The organism is Psychrobacillus sp. NPDC093200, assembly GCF_050280345.1.
Taxonomy (GTDB): domain Bacteria; phylum Bacillota; class Bacilli; order Bacillales_A; family Planococcaceae; genus Psychrobacillus; species Psychrobacillus faecigallinarum.
In genome coordinates, this window is record NZ_JBNNVC010000002.1 from 252,502 (window position 1) to 275,668 (window position 23,167).

A 23,167-nucleotide genomic window follows, 5' to 3' on the forward strand; every position below is an offset into this window, starting at 1 on the left:
AAATTAATAATTCGTATATAATGTTTGTATAACTTATTTTAAAATAACCTTATACAAAAGGTTTGACTTTTGTATAAGGTTTGTGAATAATTAAATAAAATAACCAAACATCCAAACATCCAAACATCCAAACATCCAAACATCCAAACATCCAAACATCCAAACATCCAAGCTAAAAGTATAGACAGGTTAAAAGAAAAGAGAAGGAGAATGTACAATGCCAAATAGTAAAAAGAAAGTCGTGGTAATAGGAGCAGGTGTTGCTGGTTTAGCGAGTGCTATTCGTCTCCAGCATGCAGGATATGAAGTAGAGCTATATGAAAAGGAGGCATTACCTGGGGGGAAAATGCACCGAATAGACATGAATGGTTATCAATTTGATCTGGGGCCAAGTATTGTCATGATGCCTGAGCTATACCGAGAAGTGTTTGAACTAACTGGAAGAGATCCCGACGATTACATACCTATGCAAAAAGTGGACCCAATGTATTCTACGTACTTTGGAGCAAAAGCACAGGAAAAATATGATATTTCTTCTGATTTGATTGAGTTGATGAAAACACTGGAGAATATTTCTGAGGAAGATTCGAAGGGATTTTTAAAATATTTACAGGAAATATACGAGCGTTATCTTGTAGCAAAAAACCATTTTCTTCAACGACCTTTTCGAAATTTTACGGATTTTTATAATCCAAAAACGATTCGACAAATGTTTAAGTTAAAAACGTTTGATAGTGCAGACCATTTTATTGGGAAATACGTAAAAAATGAGCGTATTAAACAAATTCTTAGCTTTCAAACTTTATACATAGGAGTGTCACCTTACAATGGACCTTCTTTGTATACTATTATTCCAATGATTGAAATGCTCTACGGAGTTTGGTTTATCAAGGGTGGAATGTATACAATGGCTTCTTCGATGGAGCGTTTGTTCAAGGAATTAGGTGGCAAAGTTTACTACAATGCATCTGTAGATGAGGTGCTTATAAAAGAACAAAAAGCTTATGGTATTCGCGTCAATGGAAAAGAAATTCTAGCTGATTACGTTATGTGCAATGCAGACTTTCCTTACGCTATGAAGAATTTAGTGAAGGATACTAAAGCGAAGGGAAAATATACAGATAAAAAAATCGATAGTATGAAATACTCGTGTTCGTGCTTTGTTATGTACTTAGGAATGGATCGGAAATACGAGGAATTAGACAATGTACACAATTTCTTTATAGCCGATGAGCTAGAAAAGAACTTAAACGATATTTTTGATGGTAACAAGCTAGAACAGCCTTCTTTCTATGTATACGTTGGCTCTAAATTAGACCCAAGTCTGGCACCAGAAGGAAAGGATGGTCTGTATATCCTTGTTCCAGTTTCTGAGCTATCTTCCTCGAAATATGAATGGACCGATGAGACGGTTCAATATTATCGAAATAAAGTAATGCAGTCATTAAAGAATGTTAAAGGATTCGAAAATATTGAAGAAGAAATAGTCGCAGAAACTTATATGACTCCTAGGGATTTTGAGTCTAAGTTCAATGCTTATAATGGTGCTTGCTTTGGGCTACAACCAACTCTTACACAAAGTAATCACATGAGACCGCAGAGCAAAGCAAAAAACTGTGAGAATCTGTACTTTACTGGAAGTAGTACTCATCCGGGTGCAGGAGTACCGATAGTTTTACTATCTGCTAAAATTGCTACCGAAGAGTTGCTTTTAGATGATGGAATTAAAGAAAAAAATGAAGCTGGTTTACCAGAACTTGTGACAAATTAAAAGATTCTATTTATATAAAAATAGAGTGAATACTTGATAGTTTTCAAATTTCGAAAAGATAGAAGGAGGCGAAAGATTTGGTTGCAAAAAGGGTCTCACCTATAGAAGATTCCTATCGCTATTGTGAAGAAATGATTAAACGTAACTCGAAAAGTTTTTACTTTGCATTTAAACAATTGTCAAAGGAGAAAGCAAATGCAGTATTTGCAATCTATACTTTTTGTAGGAAGGCTGATGACAGTGTCGACGAAAACAATACAAAGGTTAGCCAGAAGGTATCATTAGATCAGTTAGAAGCAGAGTTACGGTTATTCGAGCAAGGCAAGGAAATCGACCATCCGATGTGGCTTGCGCTTCGGGATGTATTTAATCGATACAATATGGATATAGCGCCTTTCTATGACCAATTGAAGGGTCAAAGAATGGATATTGATTTTAAAAAGCCAAAAACCCTCTTAGAACTAGAGAATTATAGCTATTATGTTGCTGGAACAGTTGGGTTAATGCTTTTACCTATAATTGCTGAGGATTCAACATTAGATTTAAGGGAGCAGTCTATCAGTCTTGGAATAGCTATGCAAATTACTAACATTCTTCGTGATATCGGGGAAGATTACAGTAGGAAGAACCGAATTTATCTACCAGAATCTTTATTAAAATCAGAGTTATATAGTGAGTATGATTTGAAAAATGCAAAAATAAACATCCAATTCATTCGAATTTGGGAGTTATTAGCTCATCGTGCAGAAGAATTATATGATCATTTCTATGAATCAATCTTTTACTTTGATGAGGATAGCCGTTTTCAGGTGCTACTTGCTGCTAGAATCTATCGCGGCATATTAAATACAATCCGTAAAAATGATTATGACTGTTTTCACACTAGAAATTTTGTATCCCCTCTAGAAATGAAGAAAATTCATCAAGCAACTTGCTATGATATGAAAGGGCAGGTGTCATCTTAATGAGCAAAAGTAAAAAAACTGTAGTTGTAGTAGGAGGTGGTCTAGGGGGGTTATCTGTTGCTATTTCTCTTGCTCAAAACGGTTACTCCGTTTCCCTTTATGAGAAGAACAAACATTTAGGAGGCAAACTGAATCGGTTGGAGCAGGAGGGATTCGGGTTTGATTTAGGCCCATCCATTCTCACTATGCCACATATCTTTGAAAGACTATTTAAGCGCAGCAACCGCGAAATGTCAGATTACATTTCTGCCTATAGATTAGAGCATGAATGGCGATCTTTTTTTACAGACGGAACAACAATTGACCTTTACGGGGACCTTGAAAAAATGGCACAGGAAAACATGAACCTCTCAGCAAAGGATATGAGGGAATACCAAGAATTTCTGCATTACGCTAAAAAGATTTATGATGTGACAGAAGAAGGGTATCTTGGAAAAGGGTTGGACAGTACAATGGATGTGTTTCGGCAGCATGGTTTTATAGAGTCACTAAGAGGCTTTGATTATTTTTCGACTATGTATGATGCTATAAAGAAAAGAGTAAGCAACCCTAATTTACGTACGATGCTTTCTTATTTTATCAAATATGTTGGTTCCTCCCCATATGATGCACCAGCTGTGTTAAATATGATGATTTACATGCAGCATGCACAAGGTGTTTGGTATGTTCCAGGAGGTATGCATGGAATTGCAAGTGGAATGGTGAAGCTTGGGAAGGAGCTTGGTGTATCCTTCCATACTGGAGAAGAAGTGAAACGTTTACATAGAGATGGAGATAAACGAATTGCTGCAGCAGAGCTAGCGGATGGTAAAAAGGTAACAGCAGATTATTTTATCTCTAATATGGAGGTCATTCCTGCATATGAAAAATTATTGGAGGAAGAGCCAAAGTATATAGAGAAGCTAGAAAAGAAATTTGAGCCCTCGAGCTCGGGGTTAGTGTTGCATCTAGGTGTGAATAAATTATACCCACAGCTTGCCCATCATAACTTTTTCTTTTCCGATAACTTAAAGGAGCAAATGGATCAAGTTTTCCATCGCTATGAGCTGCCCCAGGATCCAACAATATACTTAGTGAATACAAACAAGACTGATCCGAAACAGGCTCCAAAGGGTCACGAAAACATTAAAATATTGCCTCATATTCCTTATCTCCAGGACCAGCCATTTACTGAAGAAGATTACATGGCTTTAAGAGAACGTGTGCTCATTAAGCTAGAAAATATGGGATTAGAAGGTCTTCGGCAGCATATTGTCACTGAAGATATGTGGACCCCACATGATATAGAGCGAACGTATTATTCACACCGTGGCTCTATTTACGGGACGGTTTCCTCTAAAAAGAAAAATCATGGGTTTAAAAATGCAAAGCATAGTGAGCTATATGACAATTTGTACTTTGTTGGTGGTACTGTCAATCCGGGTGGGGGAATGCCCATGGTTACACTTAGCGGTCAGCAGGTTAGTGAGATGATTTTGGAGAGAGACAGAAAAGAGTCATAAGGAAGAGGTGGGGCTAATGATAGACGTTCTGTTCATAATTGCATTAGCAATAATCATTATGGCTATAGTGTGTGGTTTTCTTATGCTATGGAAAATCCCTCTCTCGGGACAAACGGACAAAGAGCTATCTGGACAGCCTACTATATCTGTGATAATCCCAGCAAGAAATGAGGAGGGGCGATTACAGCCATTGCTCGAGTCCTTACAAATACAATCACTTATCCCAAAGGAGATTATAGTAGTCGATGATGAATCTACAGATAAAACTGTACAAATTGCAAAAAAGTTTGGGACTATAGTTAAACAAACTCATGAAAATTACCAAAGATGGAAAGGAAAATCCGCAGCTTGCTGGATAGGTTCTGAGGCAGCTACTGGTGAATGGTTATTATTTTTAGATGCTGATGTAAGGTTAGAACATAAGGATAATTTGAAATCTTTGGCTATAAGTTTTCAGACGCAAGGCGCTAGAGGGATTTTATCCATTCAGCCTTATCACAAGGTCCATAAACTTTATGAAAACTTTTCGGCTATCTTCAATATTATGGTGATGGCAGGTATGAATCTATTTACTTTTTGGAGTAATCGATTACAAGGTGCAGGAGCATTTGGTCCATGTATTTTGACTACTAGAAAGGATTATATGGAGTCAGGCGGACATTTTGTGGTAGGAGAAGCAATAATGGATGATTTTGTGCTTGCGAAAGCCTTTAGAAAAATTGGTCTTCCAGTTCATTGTTTGGGGGGAAGGGGTGTACTTCATTTTCAAATGTATCCAGAAGGCATGAAGTCACTTGTAGAAGGCTGGTCAAAGAATTTTGGAACAGCTTCCCAGTCGACCCATCCGTTTGTTATGACACTTATTAGCATATGGATGAGTGGAGGTTTCCTTCCATTAGCTTTGTTTATAACGGCTGCTTATGTTAATTCTCTAACATGGATTTCCATAGCTCTAATTTGCTATGTTGGATTCATGACTCAAGCCTATTATCTTGCTAGTCGGACGGGTAATTTTCAGTTTTATATATTTATCTTTTATCCTATTCTATTCTTCTTTTTTACTGGTGTTTTTATGTGGTCCCTATTTCGAACTAAGGTTTTACGTGTAGTAACATGGAAGGGTAGAAAAATCAAATTGTAGGGGTGGTTGAATGCAAATAATACATCTCCCTGTATTTTGGACTATTTTAATAGATATTGGAGCATGGGCATTTTTCCATATTGTGATTTCGCTTTCTATGGCACTAATTCCTGTTCATTTTTTTGAAAAAGAAAATTCTTTATATAAATTGAGGAAATGGGAAGAATCAGGTGAATTATGGGAACGACTTTTTAGTGTAAGGCTGTGGAAGCATTTAATCCCTGATGGATCAAAGATAATACGAAAGGGATTTGAAAAGAACATTCTGGCTAGCAACGATAAACGTTATCTTAAACTTTTTGTTATTGAGACTAAAAGAGCAGAGTTGACCCATTGGGTTTCAATCGTGCCGGCCGGTCTATTTTTCCTTTGGAATCCTGCATGGGCAGGCTGGATTATGGTAGCATATGCTTTTTTGTTTAACTTACCAATTATTATAGTTCAACGGTATAATCGTCCTCGTATAGAAAGGTTTCTGTCTAGAAAGAGAAAAACTAGAGTAACTAAAGAGGCTGTCTTAAAGTAGGCTTTAATTCTTTAGATTTCCTATATAAAGAAAAGACCTATCACTAGTACAATCAAGTGATAGGTCTGTTTATTTTTTTCTATTTAATGGAACGAGCAAGCTCGCTAAAAATGACCCCTAATCCAAAAGCACCTGCATCTGGATAACCAAGACTTCGTTCACCTACTGTTCCAGCACGACCCATACGAGCTACAATGTCTTTGGTCTTTTCTGCACCTAAGACGGCAGCAGCAGCTCCTTGTTCAAATGCTCGCTTAAATGTTGTGCTAGATGAACTGCTATCCATCCATGAATCAGCACAAGGTATTAACGCATCAATCAATGTTTTATCTCCAACTTCTGCCCCTCTACCAAATGAACGCTCTCCAGTCGATTGAATTCCTTTCACTGCCTCTTGTAGCATTTCAGCAAACTCAGCTATAGTTAATTCCATCTTGCCATCAGTTATTTTTCCAGCCGCACGGAAAGCTGAGCCCCAAATTGGGCCTGATGCTCCACCGCAATACTCCATAATAACGAGAGAGCATGAGTGTAAAAAGGAACCGATCGTAAGTTCGGGCTGTTGTATAATATCACTCCACTCTCGCTTCAATTGCTTGAATCCTTTTGCAACACTCATTCCGAAATCTCCATCTCCAGCATGAGAATCTAACTCACAGAAAGGTACTTCATTATCTATTATTACTTCACTCATTTTATCTACAAGGTAGATCATGTTAGGTAATGATAATCTTTCATTCTGAATCACAGAAAAATCTTCATTAGTTTCTGTTTTAAATGAGACTGGCATTTCGCTTTCTTCCTCAAAAACTTCAGTATATTCGACTGAATCAATCGGTCCAACTATTTTAAATGAGGGTGTATCACTAGGACTAGACAGTAAGTTTTTTAATTCATTGTCTAACTTCATGAAAGTAAGGGAGGCACCAGCCATATCAATGCTTGTCATATAATTGCCTACAAAAATGCGATTTACCTTAATATTTTTACGTGATAGCACTCGTACAACTGAATTATTTAACAAATACAATTCCTGTAGTGGAGTTGCACCGAACCCATTGACTAATACCGCAATCTCATCCTTTTCATTCACGCCGAGATCTTTTAAAAGGTCCATGGTCATTCGTTCTGCCAATTCATCTGCGGAAAGCATTTTCTCTCTCTTTATTCCTGGCTCACCATGAATTCCTACTCCGTACTCTATTTCATCCTCTGCCAATTTAAAGGTTGGCGTACCTTTTGCAGGTACGGTACAAGAGGTAAGAGCTACACCTATGCTCCTTACATTAGCTGCTGCCTTTTCAGCTACCTTTTTGACCTCTAATAGCTCTCTACCTTCTTCCGCAGCTGCTCCAGCAATTTTATGAACGAAAACAGTACCTGCAACTCCTCGTCTACCTACAGTATAAAGACTGTCTTCTACTGCAATATCATCATCCACCTTAACGTATTCAACGTGAATGCCATCTTCAGAAGCTAAAGCAGCTCCATTTTTAAAATTCATCATATCGCCACTATAATTTTTGAGAATCATCAAAAGACCTTTTTGGCCAGCCGTAGCCTTAATGGCTTGATAAACCTGTATTTGAGATGGTGAAGCAAATATATCTCCACACACAGCGGCATCAAGCATACCCTTACCTACAAATCCAGCGTGAGCGGGCTCATGTCCACTACCGCCACCACTAATAATACTTACCTTGTTGTGATCGATAGCTTTCTTTTTTATAATTTTGTACTTCTTTAAAAATTCTAGCTCTGGATGTGCTAAGACTAAACCATTACACATTTCCATCACAAGGTTTTCAGGTTGGTTCATGATTTTTTTCATATGTATTGCTCCTTATATAACTAATTTAGTTCTGCATTAATATAGCATACTAAATTATAATACAACTATTGAAAGCTATCCAATAACTCGAGGGAAATAAAATTTTGAAAATTTAAATATTACGAATATAATAGAATAAAAGGAAAAGAAAGTTGGTGTTTTCTAGAGGGTAAGTATAATACATAAAATTTATATTCAAATGAGTTAAATTCATAATTCAAATAATTATAAAGAACACGAACAATCGAGAAGAGAATAATAATATCTAAATGCTGTCAACGAGTAAAATGTAATTGATTCTACGCTTTAGGCGGACGCTATCCGTGGGGTGAGCAATAAGCCATCACCGCCTGCCGCTCCAATTACTCGTGGAGCAAAGTTCGTGTTTACTGGTAAAGTACTATTATGAAATTAACTAAACTAGGAGGAATTTATGGGAAATACACTAATCCAAGCAGATGATACACTTACACTTTGGGGAATCATTGTTATCGTTGCTTCATTGAGTATTTTTTTGGAGCAAAGATTTAGCTGGGCGGCGAAAATAACTGGTGCCATTATCGCTTTATTGATAGCCATACTCTTATCTAACACGGGGATCATACCAACTGAATCCGCTGTTTATGATTCGGTATGGAGCATTATTGTTCCACTTGCAATACCATTACTATTATTTCATGTGAATATTAAAAAGCTGTTTAAGGAAAGCGGCAGACTTTTAATGATATTTTTAATAAGTTCGGTAGGTACTGTTGCTGGAACAATTATAGCATTTTTTATATTAAAGGATCATATACCATTACTCAATAAGCTTGCTGCTATGTTCAGTGCTAGCTACATAGGTGGAGGGGTTAACTTTGCGGCAATGTCTGCTAAGTTTGAAACGCCGGGGGAGTTAGTTTCATCGGCGGTAGTTGCAGACAACTTAAATATGGCGCTTCTTTTTGTTATATTAATGATTATTCCTACTATGCATTTTTTCCGTAAAAAGTATAAAACGCCACATATAGATGAGTTAGAATCTCGAAGTAATAAGGATCAAGTTAATCAGTCAAAAGCCTATTGGAAGGCGAAGGAGATATCCCTAAAGGATATAGCTTTGTCAGTAGGAACGGCATTTGCATTAGTTATTTTAGCAAAAAAGGTATCTACTTGGTTTGATACTCTTATTCCTTCTGGAGAAGATGTAAACTTTCTACTAAACCTGTTAAACGGATTAATAGGAGATCAGTATTTAATGTTAACGACATTCACTTTCCTAGCTCTTTTATTGTTTCCAAAATTCTTCGATTCATTAAGTGGAAGCCAAGAGATTGGAACTTATCTCATCCATATTTTCTTTGTAGTGATTGGTATTCCTGCTTCCATTCCATTGATCATTGAAAATGCACCGTTATTGCTAATTTTTGCTTTTATCATTGTAGCAATCAACTTAATCGTTTCTTTGGTAGGTGCGAAGGTCTTTAAATTTGAACTTGAGGAAACACTGTTAGCAGTAAATGCAAATATCGGGGGTCCCACTACAGCCGCAGCACTGGCAATTGCAAAGGGATGGAGTAATCTAGTAGGACCAATCTTAATTGTTGGAACACTGGGATATATAATTGGAAACTACGTGGGTACTTTCTTAGGACTGTGGTTAGAGGGCTTTATGTAAAATAGTTTAATAAAAATAGCATTGCAGTCGCAATGCTATTTTTTTTGGTTAGTACTAAATAAATAATACCTTGTATTATTAGGTAATATAATTTATAAATAATAGTAAGGTGGTGTAAAAAATGGAAATAAATAAAGAGGTGTTGAAGGGGCATATTGATACACTCATATTATCTCTGTTACAGAAAAACGATCGCTATGGATATGAAATCGCTAAAATCGTTCGAGAGAAAAGTAACAATCTTTTTGAACTAAAGGAAGGAACACTTTATTTGTCTTTAAAAAGATTGGAGAAAAACAATTGGATAGAGTCCTATTGGGGTGATGAACAAGGGCCCGGTGGAAGAAGAAAATATTATAAGCTTACTTCCCTTGGAGAAGTGGGCTACAAGGAAAAATGCAATGAATGGTTATTTGTAAAAAAAATAATGGATTCTTTTTTGGAAGGAGGAGATTAATTTGAAACAAGTAGATTTATTTGTTAATTCTGTTTATCAAAACACAAAAGGAAATAAGAAAGAGATTCTTGAAATGAAAGCTGAGATGAGAACTCATTTACTAGAAGCTGTCTATGATTTAAAACAAGAAGGTATAACTGAAGAGGAAGCTGTTAAAATAGCCATATCCAGATTCGGAGAGGAAAAAGAAATTCGTACCATTCTAGGTGAAATGTTTAAAGCCCAACAAGTATTTGCTAAATGGATTTTATATTTATCACTAGCTTTCCTTGTTTTATTTTTATCGGTTTTTGGTTGGCTTTGGCAAAATGCAGAAGAGCAATCGTCTCAAATATCTAATGTAGCAACAGAGATAGCAACAGTTTTAGAAAACAAAACCACTATTACACCTGAAATGATAATGGCCATAGAGAACTCTATAATAAAAACTGATTTCATAACTACTGTTAAGATATTTGATGTGAGGGGAGTCAAAGAGGGTGAGAAACCTGGCGACTACTCGAATGTATTTGAATATGTTGAAGAAGCAACTCCAGACTATAAATTTAATCAAGCAGTTTGGTCCCCTGAATGGCTAAAGCCAGCCTTTTATCCATATGGGAATGGAGATGATCAGTGGTTCGTTAGTATGGAGCAAAGAGTGTTTAGTAAAGTGATGACAATCATTTTATTTGTAGGAGTAACAATCTATTGGACTTTGTTCACAATTTGGGCAACCATCAACGCTTATCATCAGAAGAGGTTAAATATTGCTTGGATTATCATATTTGCTTTATCGAATATTTTTGGCTTTTTAGTATATTATCTAGTTGGTAAAAGAAAAGTTATGGCTTAAAAAATATAAAAATAAACCTATAAAGGAAGAATGATGTATGGCAAATACTCATTCTTCCTTTATTTTTGTTGAGAAATTTGAACTAATATATACTCTAATAATTAGAAAAAAGACTAAATAACTAATTCGTTTATATCAATTCAAAGGAAAATTTAGAATATTAGGCATTTAGTCATTCTAAAGATTTTAAAATATCAATTATTTGACTTCTATAATATTCGCAATGTAGAATGACAAAATGACGTAAAAGTATCAAAAGCAATTGAAGGTAAAATGATGGTTTTTAAAGGAAGCCTCATTCGAATTATTTGTAAGCGTTTTTGTTTGCTGTCTTACAAGATAAGTGAAACGAGTAGGCAAAGTTAAGTCAACAAAAATATGCATTTCACATCATTTTGAAAGCGGTCACAAATGGTTTTCTAAAAATTTATAATTTCTTCATTTGATACCTTGATGCTAAGACGAGCTAAGAAAATACAACAAGTTGTATGATCAAAAAAAAATAATAAAAATTGAGGTATAGAGAATGTCAATTTTAATAGGAATAATAGGATTAATTGTAGTCTTTGGATTAGCTTACTTAATTAGTAATGATAAGAAAGCGATTAATTTTAAAGCTGTTGGAGTTATGTTAGTTCTTCAAGTCGTATTAACTTTAATCATGTTCAAGACAACTGTCGGACTGACTGTAATAGAAGGTATTGGTAATGGTTTTACAAAAGTTATTAATATAGGGCGTGAAGGGGTAAACTTCGTAGTTGGAGGTTGGGTCCCAGAAGGCGGCTCAGTATTCTTTATAAATGTATTAGTAATTTTAATTTTTACTTCTATGTTACTTTCAGTTTTAACTTACTTACGTGTACTACCACTTATTATTAAATATTTGGGAGGATTCTTGTCTAAAATTACAGGGCTTTCACGTGTTAGTACATTCCATGCTGTAAATAATATTTTCTTCGGTCAATCAGAAGGAATTTTAGCTATTAAATCACACGTGCTTAAAATGGACAAAAACAAGTTGTTTGTCATGACGATCACATCTATGGCATCTGCATCTGCATCCATTATGGGTTCTTATATCACTATGTTACCTGCTAAGTATGTTTTAGGTGCAATGGCTCTAAATGCTTTGTCAGGTTTGATTATTGGTATAATTATTGCTCCTGACTCTTCTAAGGAAGAAGAAGTTATCGACATTAAAGAAGCATCTCAAGCAAAATCTCTTTTTGAATCTATCTCAATGGGAGCATTAGATGGAGGTAGAGTGGCCTTAATTGTAGCAGCTATGCTAGTGGCTTACGTAGGATTAATGGCGTTAATAGACGCAGGGTTCCAAGCTGCGATCGGTTTAACGTTTACGGAAATTTTAGGATATGTATTTGCGCCGATTGCTTGGTTAATGGGTGTACCTGCAAGCGAAATTTTAGTAGCTGGTCAAACGATGGGTACGAAGCTTGCAACAAACGAATTTGTAGCAATGCTTCAGTTCAGAGATCAAATTCCTAATCTTTCTGAGAAAACAGTTGCAGTAGTTTCGGTATTCTTAATTAGCTTTGCGAATTTCAGTTCTATTGGAATAGTTAGTGGCTCTCTACAAGCTATCAACGGAGAAAAAGCTTCTATCGTTTCAAAACATGGTCTTAAGTTATTAGTCGCTTCTACCATGGTTTCTTTCTTAACTGCAACCTTAGTTGGGATATTTATTTAAGCTTCAATCTTAAATAGCGTCACTCTCTTTATTGGGAATGATGCTATTTTTTTATAGAGAGGTGTATCGAACTGAGATATTTATTTAACAAAAATGAAGTAACCAATAGATTTCTAATTTTTTTATTATTTTTAGATTAGATTGTAGTTAATTGTGGTACTTATATATTAGTAAGTATAGATTTAGTTGTTATTGGAAGATTATTGGTTTTTATGGAAATTTAGCATTACAAAAATTAGTTACTCGTTGATTCTAGGTGATAATACAATATTGTAAAGTTGGCTGAGTTAATTTCATAAATAACACTTAAGCATTTAAACATGCACATTTCTTATTTGTTCATTGTAGCGGAGGGCGGTGTTGGCTTATCGCTCACCTCAATGAAATAGTTTATATTGTTAGAAAAGCATGTAATTGTTCGTGTTTTTTCATAAAAACAGAAATTATGAAATTTATTCAACTATAATATTTTTACATAATAATTTGTCGGAAAAATTACTTAATGCAGAATACTTCAACTAGAACAATGAATAATCTATTTAGCTAATATTCTATTAAGCTGCCAATAATTTTTTGATTATATATTTAGTAAAGGGTGATTGAATGAAATTAGCAACTAGGATATTGTGGGCTTTAGTACTTGGTGCGGTTGTCGGAGTAATTTTAAATATCGTAGCACCAGAATTTTTTAAAACGGCAGATAGTTATTTGTTTACACCACTAGGAACAATCTTTTTGAATCTTATTAAGATGTTAATAGTGCCTTTAGTATTCTTCTCAATAGCTGTAGGGGTTGCTAATATAGGAGATCCAAAATCGTTAGGGCGTATGGGCGGAAAGGCAATGCTTTTCTTTTTAGCAACAACCGCTGTAGCGATTACTATAGGGATAGTATTAGCACTCGTTTTCCAACCAGGGGACAGTGAAAATTTTGATGTAGGATCAGTTGAGTACGAAGCTGCAGAAGCACCACCAGTTTCTGAAACATTGTTAGGAATAATTCCAGCTAACCCTGTTCAAGCAATGGCTAGTGGAGACATGCTACAAATTATTTTCTTTGCGGTATTTATTGGTTTAGGAATTAGCTATTTAGGAAGCAAAGTGGAAAGTGTCCAAAGATTTATGGAGCAGGCCAATGAATTAATGATGTTTTTAGTGACATTAGTGATGAAGTTTGCACCAATTGGCACATTTGGATTACTAGCTTCAGCTGTAGGGAAGCAAGGTTTTGATGCTCTAAAAGTAATGTTTATGTATATGGTAGTTGTCTTTTTAGCATTACTAGTTCATTCAGTTATCGTCTATGGTTCCGCACTTAAGTTTTTAGCAAAACAAAATCCGTTGAAGGTCATTAAAGAATATTTACCTGCTTTAACAGTGGCGTTTAGTACTTCTAGTAGCAGTGCGACCTTACCAATATCTATGGAGATTGCACAAAAAAAATTGGGAGTGCCAAAAGGGATCAGTAGTTTTGTTCAGCCTCTGGGAGCGACAGTTAATATGGATGGAACAGCAATCATGCAAGGGGTTGCGACAATTTTTATTGCTCAGGTATATGGAGTAGATCTATCGTTTGTCCAAATGCTTACTGTTGTTTTGACAGCCGTGCTTGCTTCAATCGGTACAGCAGCTGTCCCAGGGGCTGGTATGATTATGCTAGCGATGGTGCTAGAGTCTGTTAATCTTCCAGTGGAAGGGATCGCATTAATCATAGGTATAGACCGATTACTTGATATGACAAGAACAATGGTCAATTGTACAGGTGACTTAACATGTGCCCTATATGTAACTGAAAGTGAAAAGAAACATCAGAAATCTGGAACAGTGGAATCTGCTTCTACGATTATTAAGTAATAATATGAAAAAAGCTATTTCAAGGATGACTTAATCACACCTTGAGATAGCTTTTTTTTTAGATTTAACGTTATTAACTCGGGCGAGGAGAGAAATTGACATGGCAAGTATAAAGGGTTATTTCGCTGATTCGAGAAAAGCTATCATGATTATTTTATCCCATGTAATACTCTGTTAAAATTATATTGTAGCTTGGGCAGCCCCTAGCTTTTCTCAGCAGTGACAATATAATTCTACACTTCCTCCTGAAAATAAATCTTATAAAACTTTCGCTTGGAAACCTCATCATAGCCAACTTCTATAAGCTGATCTACCTGATCAATATCCCGAACATTCACTTGAATTTCAATGTTGGAATCCAGCTTAATTTTTCTCTTATAAATTTTTTCTGCCTTAGCAATTGCACTTTCTGAAATGACAGTTTCATATGGCTTCACTGAATTAACTATTATATCTTTTTGAGCTTGATCTGCATTGTCAAATACTGTTTCAATATATTCGTCAACTTCAAATGCTTCTTCATTTCTAAAGTAATCAAGCGTTTTGTTTAGTAGTCCAAGCTTTTCGGTATTAGTGAAGCTCTCTTCTTTAACAATTAGTTTTTTGCATTCTGTTAACGCTAAATTAGTTTTATGGAAGTGTTCATCTGCCACTCTAATGTTTAGAAAACGTTCCTGCCAGTAAACAACATCTTCCTTTTTCTTTGTTTTCATGAAAATTGCAGGGGCTGCATCTGGACCCATATCAATGATTACTGCTATATTGTTAATTTTCCTTACGTTTATCCCATCTACACCGTTTACTATTACTTTGTCTTGTTCATTTTTAATATCTAAATACATCTCTTTTTCATCGATTTTAACGATAGTAAGAGCTTTTTTAGTCTCTGTATTCCATATGCAGTTTTCAAACAATCCAATAAATAATTCTCCGTTTTTTATATTAGGATGCTGAGAAACGCTTTGTAGATGAACTGCAATATTTTTTGATTGCTCTAGGAAATTATTTTTGTTATCAAAAATGCTATTTACATATGTGTAAACTTCATTTAGCCCTAGGTCTGTTTGATGGAAGAAATCATATTGTTGCTCAAAATCTACTTTGTTAAATGCCAATTGTGTGAATGCAGCCTCTAGCATAACCTCTGGTTGTAAATATATTTCGTCACCTAAAACAAGTGAATCGCCTACATAATGCACTATATATCGATCTAACTTACTTTCATTTACTTCTAACACTTCTTCACCTTCTATATTAGAGTTCTAGATATTCTACCATATCATATTCTCGAAGCTATTTTCATATATTTTTTTCACTTATTTTTGTTAAGGATGGTAAGAGAAACCTGTTTCTTTAAAAGTATTAAATCCAATGAACAAAGACTTATGACCGTTCGCCCTTTGTTTCAGTATTTTCGTCAAGCGAATCCGATGAATCCGCCTAAAGCTAAGTGAGAGTATAACCGCTAGCTGCTCTTTTCAACAAAGACAGTGTTCATATATCTTATAGCGAAGGCGGCCTTCTAACCAAATCAATCTAACTAAAATTGGAAGAGAGCTGATCGTATAATGCATTGATAATTTTTTGCTATAATATATATATGGATTAAGAGAGTAGAGGTACATATATATGAATTTTTATATCGTCATGCAAGGACAAACGTATATAGAAGAAAAAGAACATAACATTATTTGGTCTAAACAGGTCGATAAAAGTGGTATGCATCCACATTTTTGGGAGCGAATGAAGGAAGTCAAAGCAGGGGATTGTATTTTTCATTACGTAAAAGGTGACATTGTAGCTGTCAGTATTGCTAAAAAAGATTGTTACGAAGCAGAAAGTCCCTATGATGCTCTTTATAAAAAAGTTGGTAATAAGGTAGAAACTTCATACGAGGAACTAAATACTCCATTAAATATTAAGGATAATTTTCAGGAGATAGAGCTATTTCTTCCGATAAAATATTACGCCTTTCAAGAAAACGGGGATGGTAACCAAGGATATCTTTACCCGTGTAATGAACTATTGGCCATTAAACTTTTAGAGTTAATAGCTGACAACAATGCAAATTTCGAAAAACAGGAGCAGCTTGAATTTGCTATTAGTTCGATTCTATTAAAGGAAACTAATCGACTTCTACAAATTATTGCAGTAATGGAGTCTGAAGCAAAAGTAAAAATTCGCAAAGGACTTCAGAAATTTAAGCAGACGCTTTCCCCTTTATGGGATAACCAATGTGCTATTTGCAACATCGACTCTCCTGAACTATTACATCCTTGCCCATCAAAACCTTGGAAGGATAGTACTGAGGAAGAAAGGCTAGACCCTTATAATGGAATATTGCTTTGTTATAATCATGAGGCATTATATGAGAAGGGGTATATAGCATTTGATGGTCAAGGAAAAATCCATATTTCTAACCGTATAGAAGAAAGGGATTACGATAAATATCGAATTCATTCGAAGATGCGCATTAATAGAAAAGAAGAAAATAAAAAGTACTTTAAATGGCATAAAAAGAATATATTAAAATAATCAGCTTTCCATCCTGAAAAGGATGGAAAGCTTTTTTAGATAGAGGATAAGGCAATTTTTTTTGACTAGCCTATCTTTGATATTACAATTTTTCATAGAAATATTTGACTTTATGATGGAATAAATAGAAAATTATGTATACATTATTTAGATTTAAAAATAGCATCTTGCATCAAAAGATATATTATTCATTTTGTAAATTGCTTTAGGAGGTTAGTTCAGTGACGAGCAGTCAAGAGATATCATCTTAAAAAATTCTGATATCTAATTATGCAAAAAAAGAAAGGGGTTTATGGAATGGTGAAAGATCTTTATTCTCCAAGTTTATCAGGGGAACAATTCAAAGTTAATATCCATTTTCGGTGCATACTATCAGTGCGATTGTATCTAATTACTTCTGCTATTAATAGGTTAGCTAGTGACTATCACAGCTAGCCTTTTTTTAATTGAGTTAATATCTTAATAGCATCTTATCTACAACACACAAATATAAATCTCTTTCTATTTGGTTTATTAGCCTATATTCCGAATAACGATTTGAAATTAGACATTTTGTCCTCTTTCCAATCATAAATTAAATACATATCCAGACAGTGGAGGTTAATATGTATTTATTTAAAAAGGGTTTAGTTATTATTTTTGGCAGTATCTTTATAGCCCTGGGTATCAATCTGTTTTTAGTTCCCTATGAAATACTAGATGGTGGAGTCATAGGTATAGGGTTAATTTTTAACTATTTGTGGGGAGTTAAGACTGGTGCGACAATTATTCTATTTAGTATTCCCATCTTTGTTGTCGCTTGGTATAAATATCGAGAATATTTTTATAACAGTCTACATGGAATGATCATTTCTTCTTTCTTTATTGACTTATTTAAACCATTTAGTCAGCTAGTGATCTTGGAATCTGTTCCTAGTGCTTTAGTTGGTGGGTCACTAGTGGGAATCGGTATAGGTTTTATGCTTAGATATCGGACAAGTACTGGGGGGACTGATTTAGTTGCACAGTTTATAAGTGCAAAGACGGGTGTAAACGTAGGTATAAATATTTTTGTTATTGACTCACTAGTATTAGTTGTAGGTGGATTATTGCTGTCTATGGATTCCTTTTTGCTTTCAATCATGACCATTTTGTCTGTTGCTCTGTCAACTAGTCTCATAGCTAGAAAAACAAAACCCCATCCTCATTCACCTATAACAGCATAGTGTTTTAGCTATAGTAGATATATTTCTACCTAGTTCTAATCTGCTCTTCTTAATAAATTCTATAATATAAATTGAATTAATTTTATCTGAATATTAAAATAAATTAATAGAATCAAATTATGATGAAAAGGGGAGAGAAATGTCATATGAGAATAATGTATACAAACGGAAATATTTTTACGATGAATTTAGAAGAACCTCTTGTACAGTCTATAGTAATCGAAGATGAAGAAATTATAGATTTAGGAACCAATGAAGACATGATGCTTCAATGGGGAAGGGATAATACAACAGTCATAGATTTGGACGGTAAATATGCGTTTCCAGGGTTAATAGATAGTCATTTACATATTTCGAGCGTTGGTATTAATGCTCAAGAGCTAGATCTGACAGGTATAGAGTCAAAAGAGAAGCTTCTTAATGTAATAAGCAATAAGACTAGGTCAATTCAACCTGGAGAATGGATATTAGGGAGGGGCTGGGATGAGAATATATTTCCTGATAAACAAATTCCAACAATTGACGAACTAAACTATGTCTCACCCGACTCTCCATTATTTCTTCCGCGAGTTTGTGGTCATGCATTTCTAGTGAATACAAAAGCTCTAGAGCAAAGTGGTTATCATGATAAGCTGTCTGTACCGTATGGAGGAACAGTAGTTACAAGCACCGAAACAAATAAACCCACTGGACTATTACTTGAAACTGCTTCTACTATTATTACAGATCGTATTCCTATTAAAAGCTATGAACAGCTTAAGCATGCTTTAAAGTGGGGGCTGGAGGATGCTTTAAGAGTTGGTTTAACAGGTATTCATACGAACGACCCAACTTACTTGAATGGTGCTAAGCAAACTTACAAGCTATTTAATGAACTAATAAATCAAGAGGGGATTGGTCCTAGAAGCAATCTTTTAATGGACTATAAATACCTGGAAGAATTAAAGGATGCAGGAATGTATGCAGGGTATGGAAACAATAAAGTGATGATTGGTGCTATAAAGTTCTTTGCAGATGGTGCATTGGGAGGTAGAACGGCACTTTTGTCCGAGCCCTATGCAGATAGTCCAGGTAATTACGGGAACGCTATGTATGAGAAGGAAGGGCTATTGCAACTAATGAGAAATTGTAGAGAATTTGATATGCCGATTGCTGTCCACACCATCGGTGACCAGGCTTTGATAGATGTTCTGGATAATCTCGACAAACTGAAGCCAGTTGCCTACAGGGACAGATTGATCCATGTGTCTATTCTAAATGACCAATTAATCGAACGATTAAAAAGTCCTAATCGCATAATCGATATACAACCTAGATTTGTACCAAGCGATTATCCTTGGATTGTTGATAGGTTAGGAGAGTCAAGAGCTAATTTGTCTTATCCATTTAAAACGTTGCTAGAAAAAGGTGTCATTACAGCCGGAAGCTCAGATGCACCTATCGAACCGTTAAATCCCTTATTAGGAATTCATGCAGCTGTTACCCGTAAAAAAATTGGGGAAAATCATAATGGTTATAATGAGGCAGAAAAACTCTCCATGTATAAAGCTTTTAAAATTTTTACGGTAGGGGGTGCCTATGCTACGAATGAAGAGAATATGAAAGGAACGCTAGAAAGAGGAAAGCTTGGAGATATGACAGTACTCAACAAAAATCCATTTAGTATGGAATGTGCAGATGAACTTTTAGAAACAGAAGTTGAGATGACAGTAATTGGCGGTGTTATCAAGTACAGAAAGTAGCGTATGTAAATAATTTAATAGGGGGATGAAGCATGGACGCGATATTAGAAACAATAGTAGGCTGGCTTTGGGGTCTTCCACTAATTTTCACGGTCTTGTTTGTAGGAGTTTACTTTTCAATTGGTAGTAAACTATTCCAATTTGGTTATTTGCCTCATATTTTTAAGGTGACTTTCGGCGATTTATTTAAGAAAAGAGATAAATCAGAGGATTCTAAGGGTATACTGACACCTTTTCAAGCTGTAAGTACAGCTATTGGTGGCAGTGTCGGTGTAGGGAATATAGGTGGAGTGGCAACAGCTATAGCAATAGGAGGACCAGGTGCTGTATTATGGATGTGGCTTACTGCATTGCTAGGGATGATTACTAAAACTGTAGAGGTAACTCTATCGGTTTATTATCGCAATACCGATGAAAAAGGTGATCCTTTTGGAGGACCTACTTATTATATGGAAAAGGGACTTGGTGAAGAAAAAAACTTTAAATATTGGAAAGTACCAGCTATACTTTTCGGAATTGGAATTTTTACTACATTCTTTATCACTCTTCAAAATTATACGATTTCTGAGGCATTAAGCTCTTCTTTTGATATTGGTATGATTCCAGCTTCTTTTATTTATTTAGTTCTCATTTATATTATTATCTATGGTGGGATTAAACGTATTGGTGAAATTGCTAGTAGACTCGTTCCATTTATGTGTATTTTCTACGTATTGGCAGGGCTGTTTATAATTTTTAAGAATTATTCGGAGATCATTCCGGTGTTTAGTTTAATCTTTGAAAGTGCCTTCACTGGTATCGCTGCTGTAGGTGGATTCGCTGGAGCGGCAATTGCCCAAGTAATTCGGATGGGGGTAGCTCGTGCTGTCTACAGTAATGAAGCGGGCTGGGGAACTTCTCCAATGATTCACTCTACAGCTAAAACGAGTCATCCTATTAAACAAGGAATGTGGGGTGCAGTGGAAGTATTTGTAGATACAATCATCGTTTGTACTATTACGGCATTTACAATCATTATTACTGGTGTTTGGTCATCTGGACTGGATGGGGCAGCCTTAACGCTATCTGCTTTTGAAATAGGGATTGGTGAATTAGGTAGATATGTTATCACTATTTCAATATTTCTTTTTGGCCTGACTACATCTACTGGTTGGTATACGTATTATGAAATTCTATTAAGACACGTCTTTGGAGATGAGAAGAAGTTAACGTTAAAATATAAGATTTTACTATGGTTTAAATGGCTTTACCCAATACCAGGGTTTTTAATGGTTGTGTATGCGGTTACTTATAATCTACCAGGTAAAGCGGTATGGTATTTTGCGGATATCACTACAGCAATTCCAACCTTTGTAAACTTAATTGTCTTGTTATTTTTAAGTAAAAAATTCTTTGAATTATTAAGAGACTATAAGGCTAGATATTTAAACATAGGTGTTGTAGACCCTAACTTTAATGTGTTTTATGAGGACAGATTAAAAAAGAAAAACAAATAAACTTCACTCATAAAGGTGTCTCTGTGTTAGAAACAATCGTGTTAGTTCGAACAAACGAACCTTCATGATTGTTTACTACACTGGGACGAACAAATTTCTTCATACTTTTCCGTTAAAGCCTCATACCGCTCCGCATCAAAATCCTTTTGTCCTCGCATGTATTTTTCTTTTAGATTAAAATAACATATCTCGAAATATTCCTCGTTATGATGATGAACGAATGGATCCGTTATTTGTTCAAAAGGTACATCTGTGAAATAACGCTCCATTTTATCTAGCGTCCTAATATTAATGTTGCGAGCACGCATTTCATTTAGAACAAGTTGTGTATAGGCAAACAAATCCTCTTTCGGATAGTCATAAATATAATTTATCAAAATATGTCTGTCTTCCTTAGCAAATATACTATTTAACTCACGCCACTGTGCCAACAGCTGAGATTTTGGCAAATTCCTTAGTAAACTTTGGTGCCATAAGCGCAAACAAAATCATCTCCTGTTCAATCTATTTATCGTGAAAATAGACAGTCTTGTTTTAATTTCCTGATCTTTTTTTCATTAGCGATTTCCTGTTATCATCCTTCGGTAAGAAAAGTGGATTTAGACATATACTTTTCATTTTGCCCTGTTTTTATTCAGGATGCCTGTTATTCTATAATACTACAATACACTGACTTCGATTGAGTGAATTTGTCTTGCTATTGTTGCATTCTTTCTGGGAGGCAAACGTAAAATTTCCGTATTGCTAGATCCAAAATATAATCTAATTACTCCTGCAATCTACCAATTGGCAAAAGTGCCTTCTGGCAAAGCTAATCATAAAGAATAGAAATTTTTTTAAAAATATCAGACTGAAATATTAAACGTTCTGCTCGCTCCCATTATAAGAAAGAAAATTTGAAGGGTTTTTTATATAATTAACTATGTTAATCCGTAAGATTTTTTTCATTTTCATTAAAAAAAGCAAACGCTCAGTAATTCTCTAGAGCGTTTGTATTATTGCTGTATTTATTTAGTGCATTGTCTTTATTAGGTCAAATAGCTTTAATATGCTCTCCGGAAAAGTGCGGTCTTTCATAGTGCTTAAATACACATTTCGATTTAGAAACTTACTTTGTACTTGGCGTGATATTAAGCTTTTTGATAAATGGTGGTTGACATAGTGTTCAGGCAGGAGGGCAATTCCTAGCCCTTCCTCTACCAATACTTTTATCATTTCAAATCTTTCTATTTTATATTGAATATTCGGCGTGACATTTTCCTGTTCAAAAGCTTTTAGTATTTGTGCACTCGTTTGAAATTCTGGCATACCTATTATCAATGCTTCTTCTGCAAAGTCTTTTAGTGATATTTTCTCCTTCGTAGCAAAAGGATGATCTTTTTTACTTAACACGACGTAAGGCTCGGTATATAACAATTCACTTTTTATTTCCTGATCTACAATATACTGATTAGTTATGACACCATGTACGTTTAAACCCAATAACGCTTGACGGACGGTTTGATTATACAATGTATCCATTAATGTAATTTGGTTTTGTGGGTATTGTTTTTGGTAGGTAATAATTACTTGTGAAAACCAGTAATTTGCTGACTCGATCATGCCTAATCGAATTTCTAACTGCTCGCCTTTTGCAAACTCTTTTAACTCGGTATCCATTACTTCGAATTGAGCAAGTAAACTTTTCGAACGTTCATAGAATTGTAAACCTAATTCTGTTAATCGAAATTGTTTGGTTGTACGTTCTATGAGCGGTGCATTGATTTCTGTTTCCAGTGTTTTTATAGCATTACTTAATGAAGGTTGTGATATATGTAAGGCTTTTGCTGCTCTTGAAAAGCTTTGATATTTTACTATAGCATTGAAGTAATACATCCTTCGTAAATCCATTTCACACCTCATTTATAGTTTTAAACTATTATAATATAAAAAAATAGTATTT

General features: G+C 35.0%; 18 protein-coding genes. 14 read left to right on the forward strand and 4 right to left on the reverse strand.

Annotated elements, in window-relative coordinates; all coding sequences use genetic code 11:
* Positions 1-217: 217 nt before the first annotated feature.
* The 5 genes from ACQKNZ_RS08900 (at position 218) to ACQKNZ_RS08920 (ending at position 5,905) form a co-directional block, all read left to right on the forward strand.
* Positions 218-1,771 (forward strand): phytoene desaturase family protein, encoded by a 1,554-nt coding sequence (locus ACQKNZ_RS08900; protein ID WP_191696793.1) that lies wholly within the window; start codon positions 218-220, stop codon positions 1,769-1,771.
* A 77-nt stretch (positions 1,772-1,848) separates the two neighbouring features.
* On the forward strand, positions 1,849-2,736 hold the full coding sequence (locus ACQKNZ_RS08905; RefSeq protein WP_427659230.1) for a phytoene/squalene synthase family protein: 888 nt from the start codon (positions 1,849-1,851) through the stop codon (positions 2,734-2,736).
* A complete protein-coding gene (locus ACQKNZ_RS08910; protein WP_427659232.1) occupies positions 2,736-4,238 on the forward strand; it encodes a phytoene desaturase family protein in 1,503 nt (500 codons plus the stop codon). Before ACQKNZ_RS08905 ends, ACQKNZ_RS08910 begins: the two co-directional genes overlap by 1 nt.
* Before the next feature lie 16 nt (positions 4,239-4,254).
* Positions 4,255-5,379 carry a glycosyltransferase gene (locus ACQKNZ_RS08915; protein ID WP_427659234.1) on the forward strand — a complete coding sequence of 375 codons (1,125 nt, stop codon included), beginning with the start codon at positions 4,255-4,257 and terminating at the stop codon, positions 5,377-5,379.
* A 10-nt stretch (positions 5,380-5,389) separates the two neighbouring features.
* Positions 5,390-5,905, forward strand: a complete 516-nt coding sequence (locus tag ACQKNZ_RS08920; RefSeq protein WP_427659236.1) for a glycosyl-4,4'-diaponeurosporenoate acyltransferase — start codon at positions 5,390-5,392, stop codon at positions 5,903-5,905.
* 79 nt (positions 5,906-5,984) lie between these two features.
* On the opposite strand, the gene dhaK is transcribed toward ACQKNZ_RS08920, so the two are convergent.
* Entirely contained in the window at positions 5,985-7,736 is a 1,752-nt protein-coding gene (gene dhaK / locus ACQKNZ_RS08925) for a dihydroxyacetone kinase subunit DhaK (protein ID WP_427659238.1), read from the reverse strand.
* Between the two features lie 433 nt (positions 7,737-8,169).
* Here dhaK and ACQKNZ_RS08930 point away from each other — a divergent pair, with 433 nt between their 5' ends.
* From ACQKNZ_RS08930 to ACQKNZ_RS08950, 5 genes are all read left to right on the forward strand, one after another.
* Positions 8,170-9,393, forward strand: a complete 1,224-nt coding sequence (locus ACQKNZ_RS08930) for a DUF819 domain-containing protein (protein WP_427659240.1) — start codon at positions 8,170-8,172, stop codon at positions 9,391-9,393.
* 121 nt (positions 9,394-9,514) lie between these two features.
* Positions 9,515-9,850: a PadR family transcriptional regulator gene (locus ACQKNZ_RS08935; RefSeq protein WP_144535586.1), complete on the forward strand. Its 336-nt coding sequence runs from the start codon at positions 9,515-9,517 to the stop codon at positions 9,848-9,850.
* Position 9,851: 1 nt separating this feature from the next.
* On the forward strand, positions 9,852-10,685 hold the full coding sequence (locus tag ACQKNZ_RS08940; protein WP_427659242.1) for a permease prefix domain 1-containing protein: 834 nt from the start codon (positions 9,852-9,854) through the stop codon (positions 10,683-10,685).
* A gap of 526 nt (positions 10,686-11,211) precedes the next feature.
* Complete coding sequence (locus ACQKNZ_RS08945) at positions 11,212-12,393, forward strand: NupC/NupG family nucleoside CNT transporter (protein WP_427659244.1); 1,182 nt, start codon at positions 11,212-11,214, stop codon at positions 12,391-12,393.
* Between the two features lie 603 nt (positions 12,394-12,996).
* Positions 12,997-14,247 (forward strand): dicarboxylate/amino acid:cation symporter, encoded by a 1,251-nt coding sequence (locus ACQKNZ_RS08950; RefSeq protein WP_427659246.1) that lies wholly within the window; start codon positions 12,997-12,999, stop codon positions 14,245-14,247.
* A gap of 233 nt (positions 14,248-14,480) precedes the next feature.
* On the opposite strand, the gene ACQKNZ_RS08955 is transcribed toward ACQKNZ_RS08950, so the two are convergent.
* Entirely contained in the window at positions 14,481-15,485 is a 1,005-nt protein-coding gene (locus ACQKNZ_RS08955; protein ID WP_427659248.1) for a hypothetical protein, read from the reverse strand.
* Positions 15,486-15,876: 391 nt separating this feature from the next.
* On the opposite strand from ACQKNZ_RS08955, the gene ACQKNZ_RS08960 reads away from it, so the two are divergent.
* From ACQKNZ_RS08960 to ACQKNZ_RS08975, 4 genes are all read left to right on the forward strand, one after another.
* A complete protein-coding gene (locus ACQKNZ_RS08960) occupies positions 15,877-16,782 on the forward strand; it encodes an HNH endonuclease (RefSeq protein ID WP_427659250.1) in 906 nt (301 codons plus the stop codon).
* Between the two features lie 605 nt (positions 16,783-17,387).
* Positions 17,388-17,987: a YitT family protein gene (locus ACQKNZ_RS08965; protein WP_427659252.1), complete on the forward strand. Its 600-nt coding sequence runs from the start codon at positions 17,388-17,390 to the stop codon at positions 17,985-17,987.
* Between the two features lie 155 nt (positions 17,988-18,142).
* On the forward strand, positions 18,143-19,729 hold the full coding sequence (locus tag ACQKNZ_RS08970) for an amidohydrolase (protein WP_427659254.1): 1,587 nt from the start codon (positions 18,143-18,145) through the stop codon (positions 19,727-19,729).
* A gap of 32 nt (positions 19,730-19,761) precedes the next feature.
* Positions 19,762-21,225 carry an alanine/glycine:cation symporter family protein gene (locus tag ACQKNZ_RS08975; protein ID WP_427659256.1) on the forward strand — a complete coding sequence of 488 codons (1,464 nt, stop codon included), beginning with the start codon at positions 19,762-19,764 and terminating at the stop codon, positions 21,223-21,225.
* Between the two features lie 62 nt (positions 21,226-21,287).
* Here ACQKNZ_RS08975 and ACQKNZ_RS08980 read toward each other — a convergent pair whose 3' ends face one another.
* Positions 21,288-21,707 carry a pyrimidine dimer DNA glycosylase/endonuclease V gene (locus ACQKNZ_RS08980; RefSeq protein ID WP_144535609.1) on the reverse strand — a complete coding sequence of 140 codons (420 nt, stop codon included), beginning with the start codon at positions 21,705-21,707 and terminating at the stop codon, positions 21,288-21,290.
* 529 nt (positions 21,708-22,236) lie between these two features.
* Positions 22,237-23,115: a LysR family transcriptional regulator gene (locus ACQKNZ_RS08985; RefSeq protein ID WP_427659258.1), complete on the reverse strand. Its 879-nt coding sequence runs from the start codon at positions 23,113-23,115 to the stop codon at positions 22,237-22,239.
* Positions 23,116-23,167 lie beyond the last annotated feature (52 nt).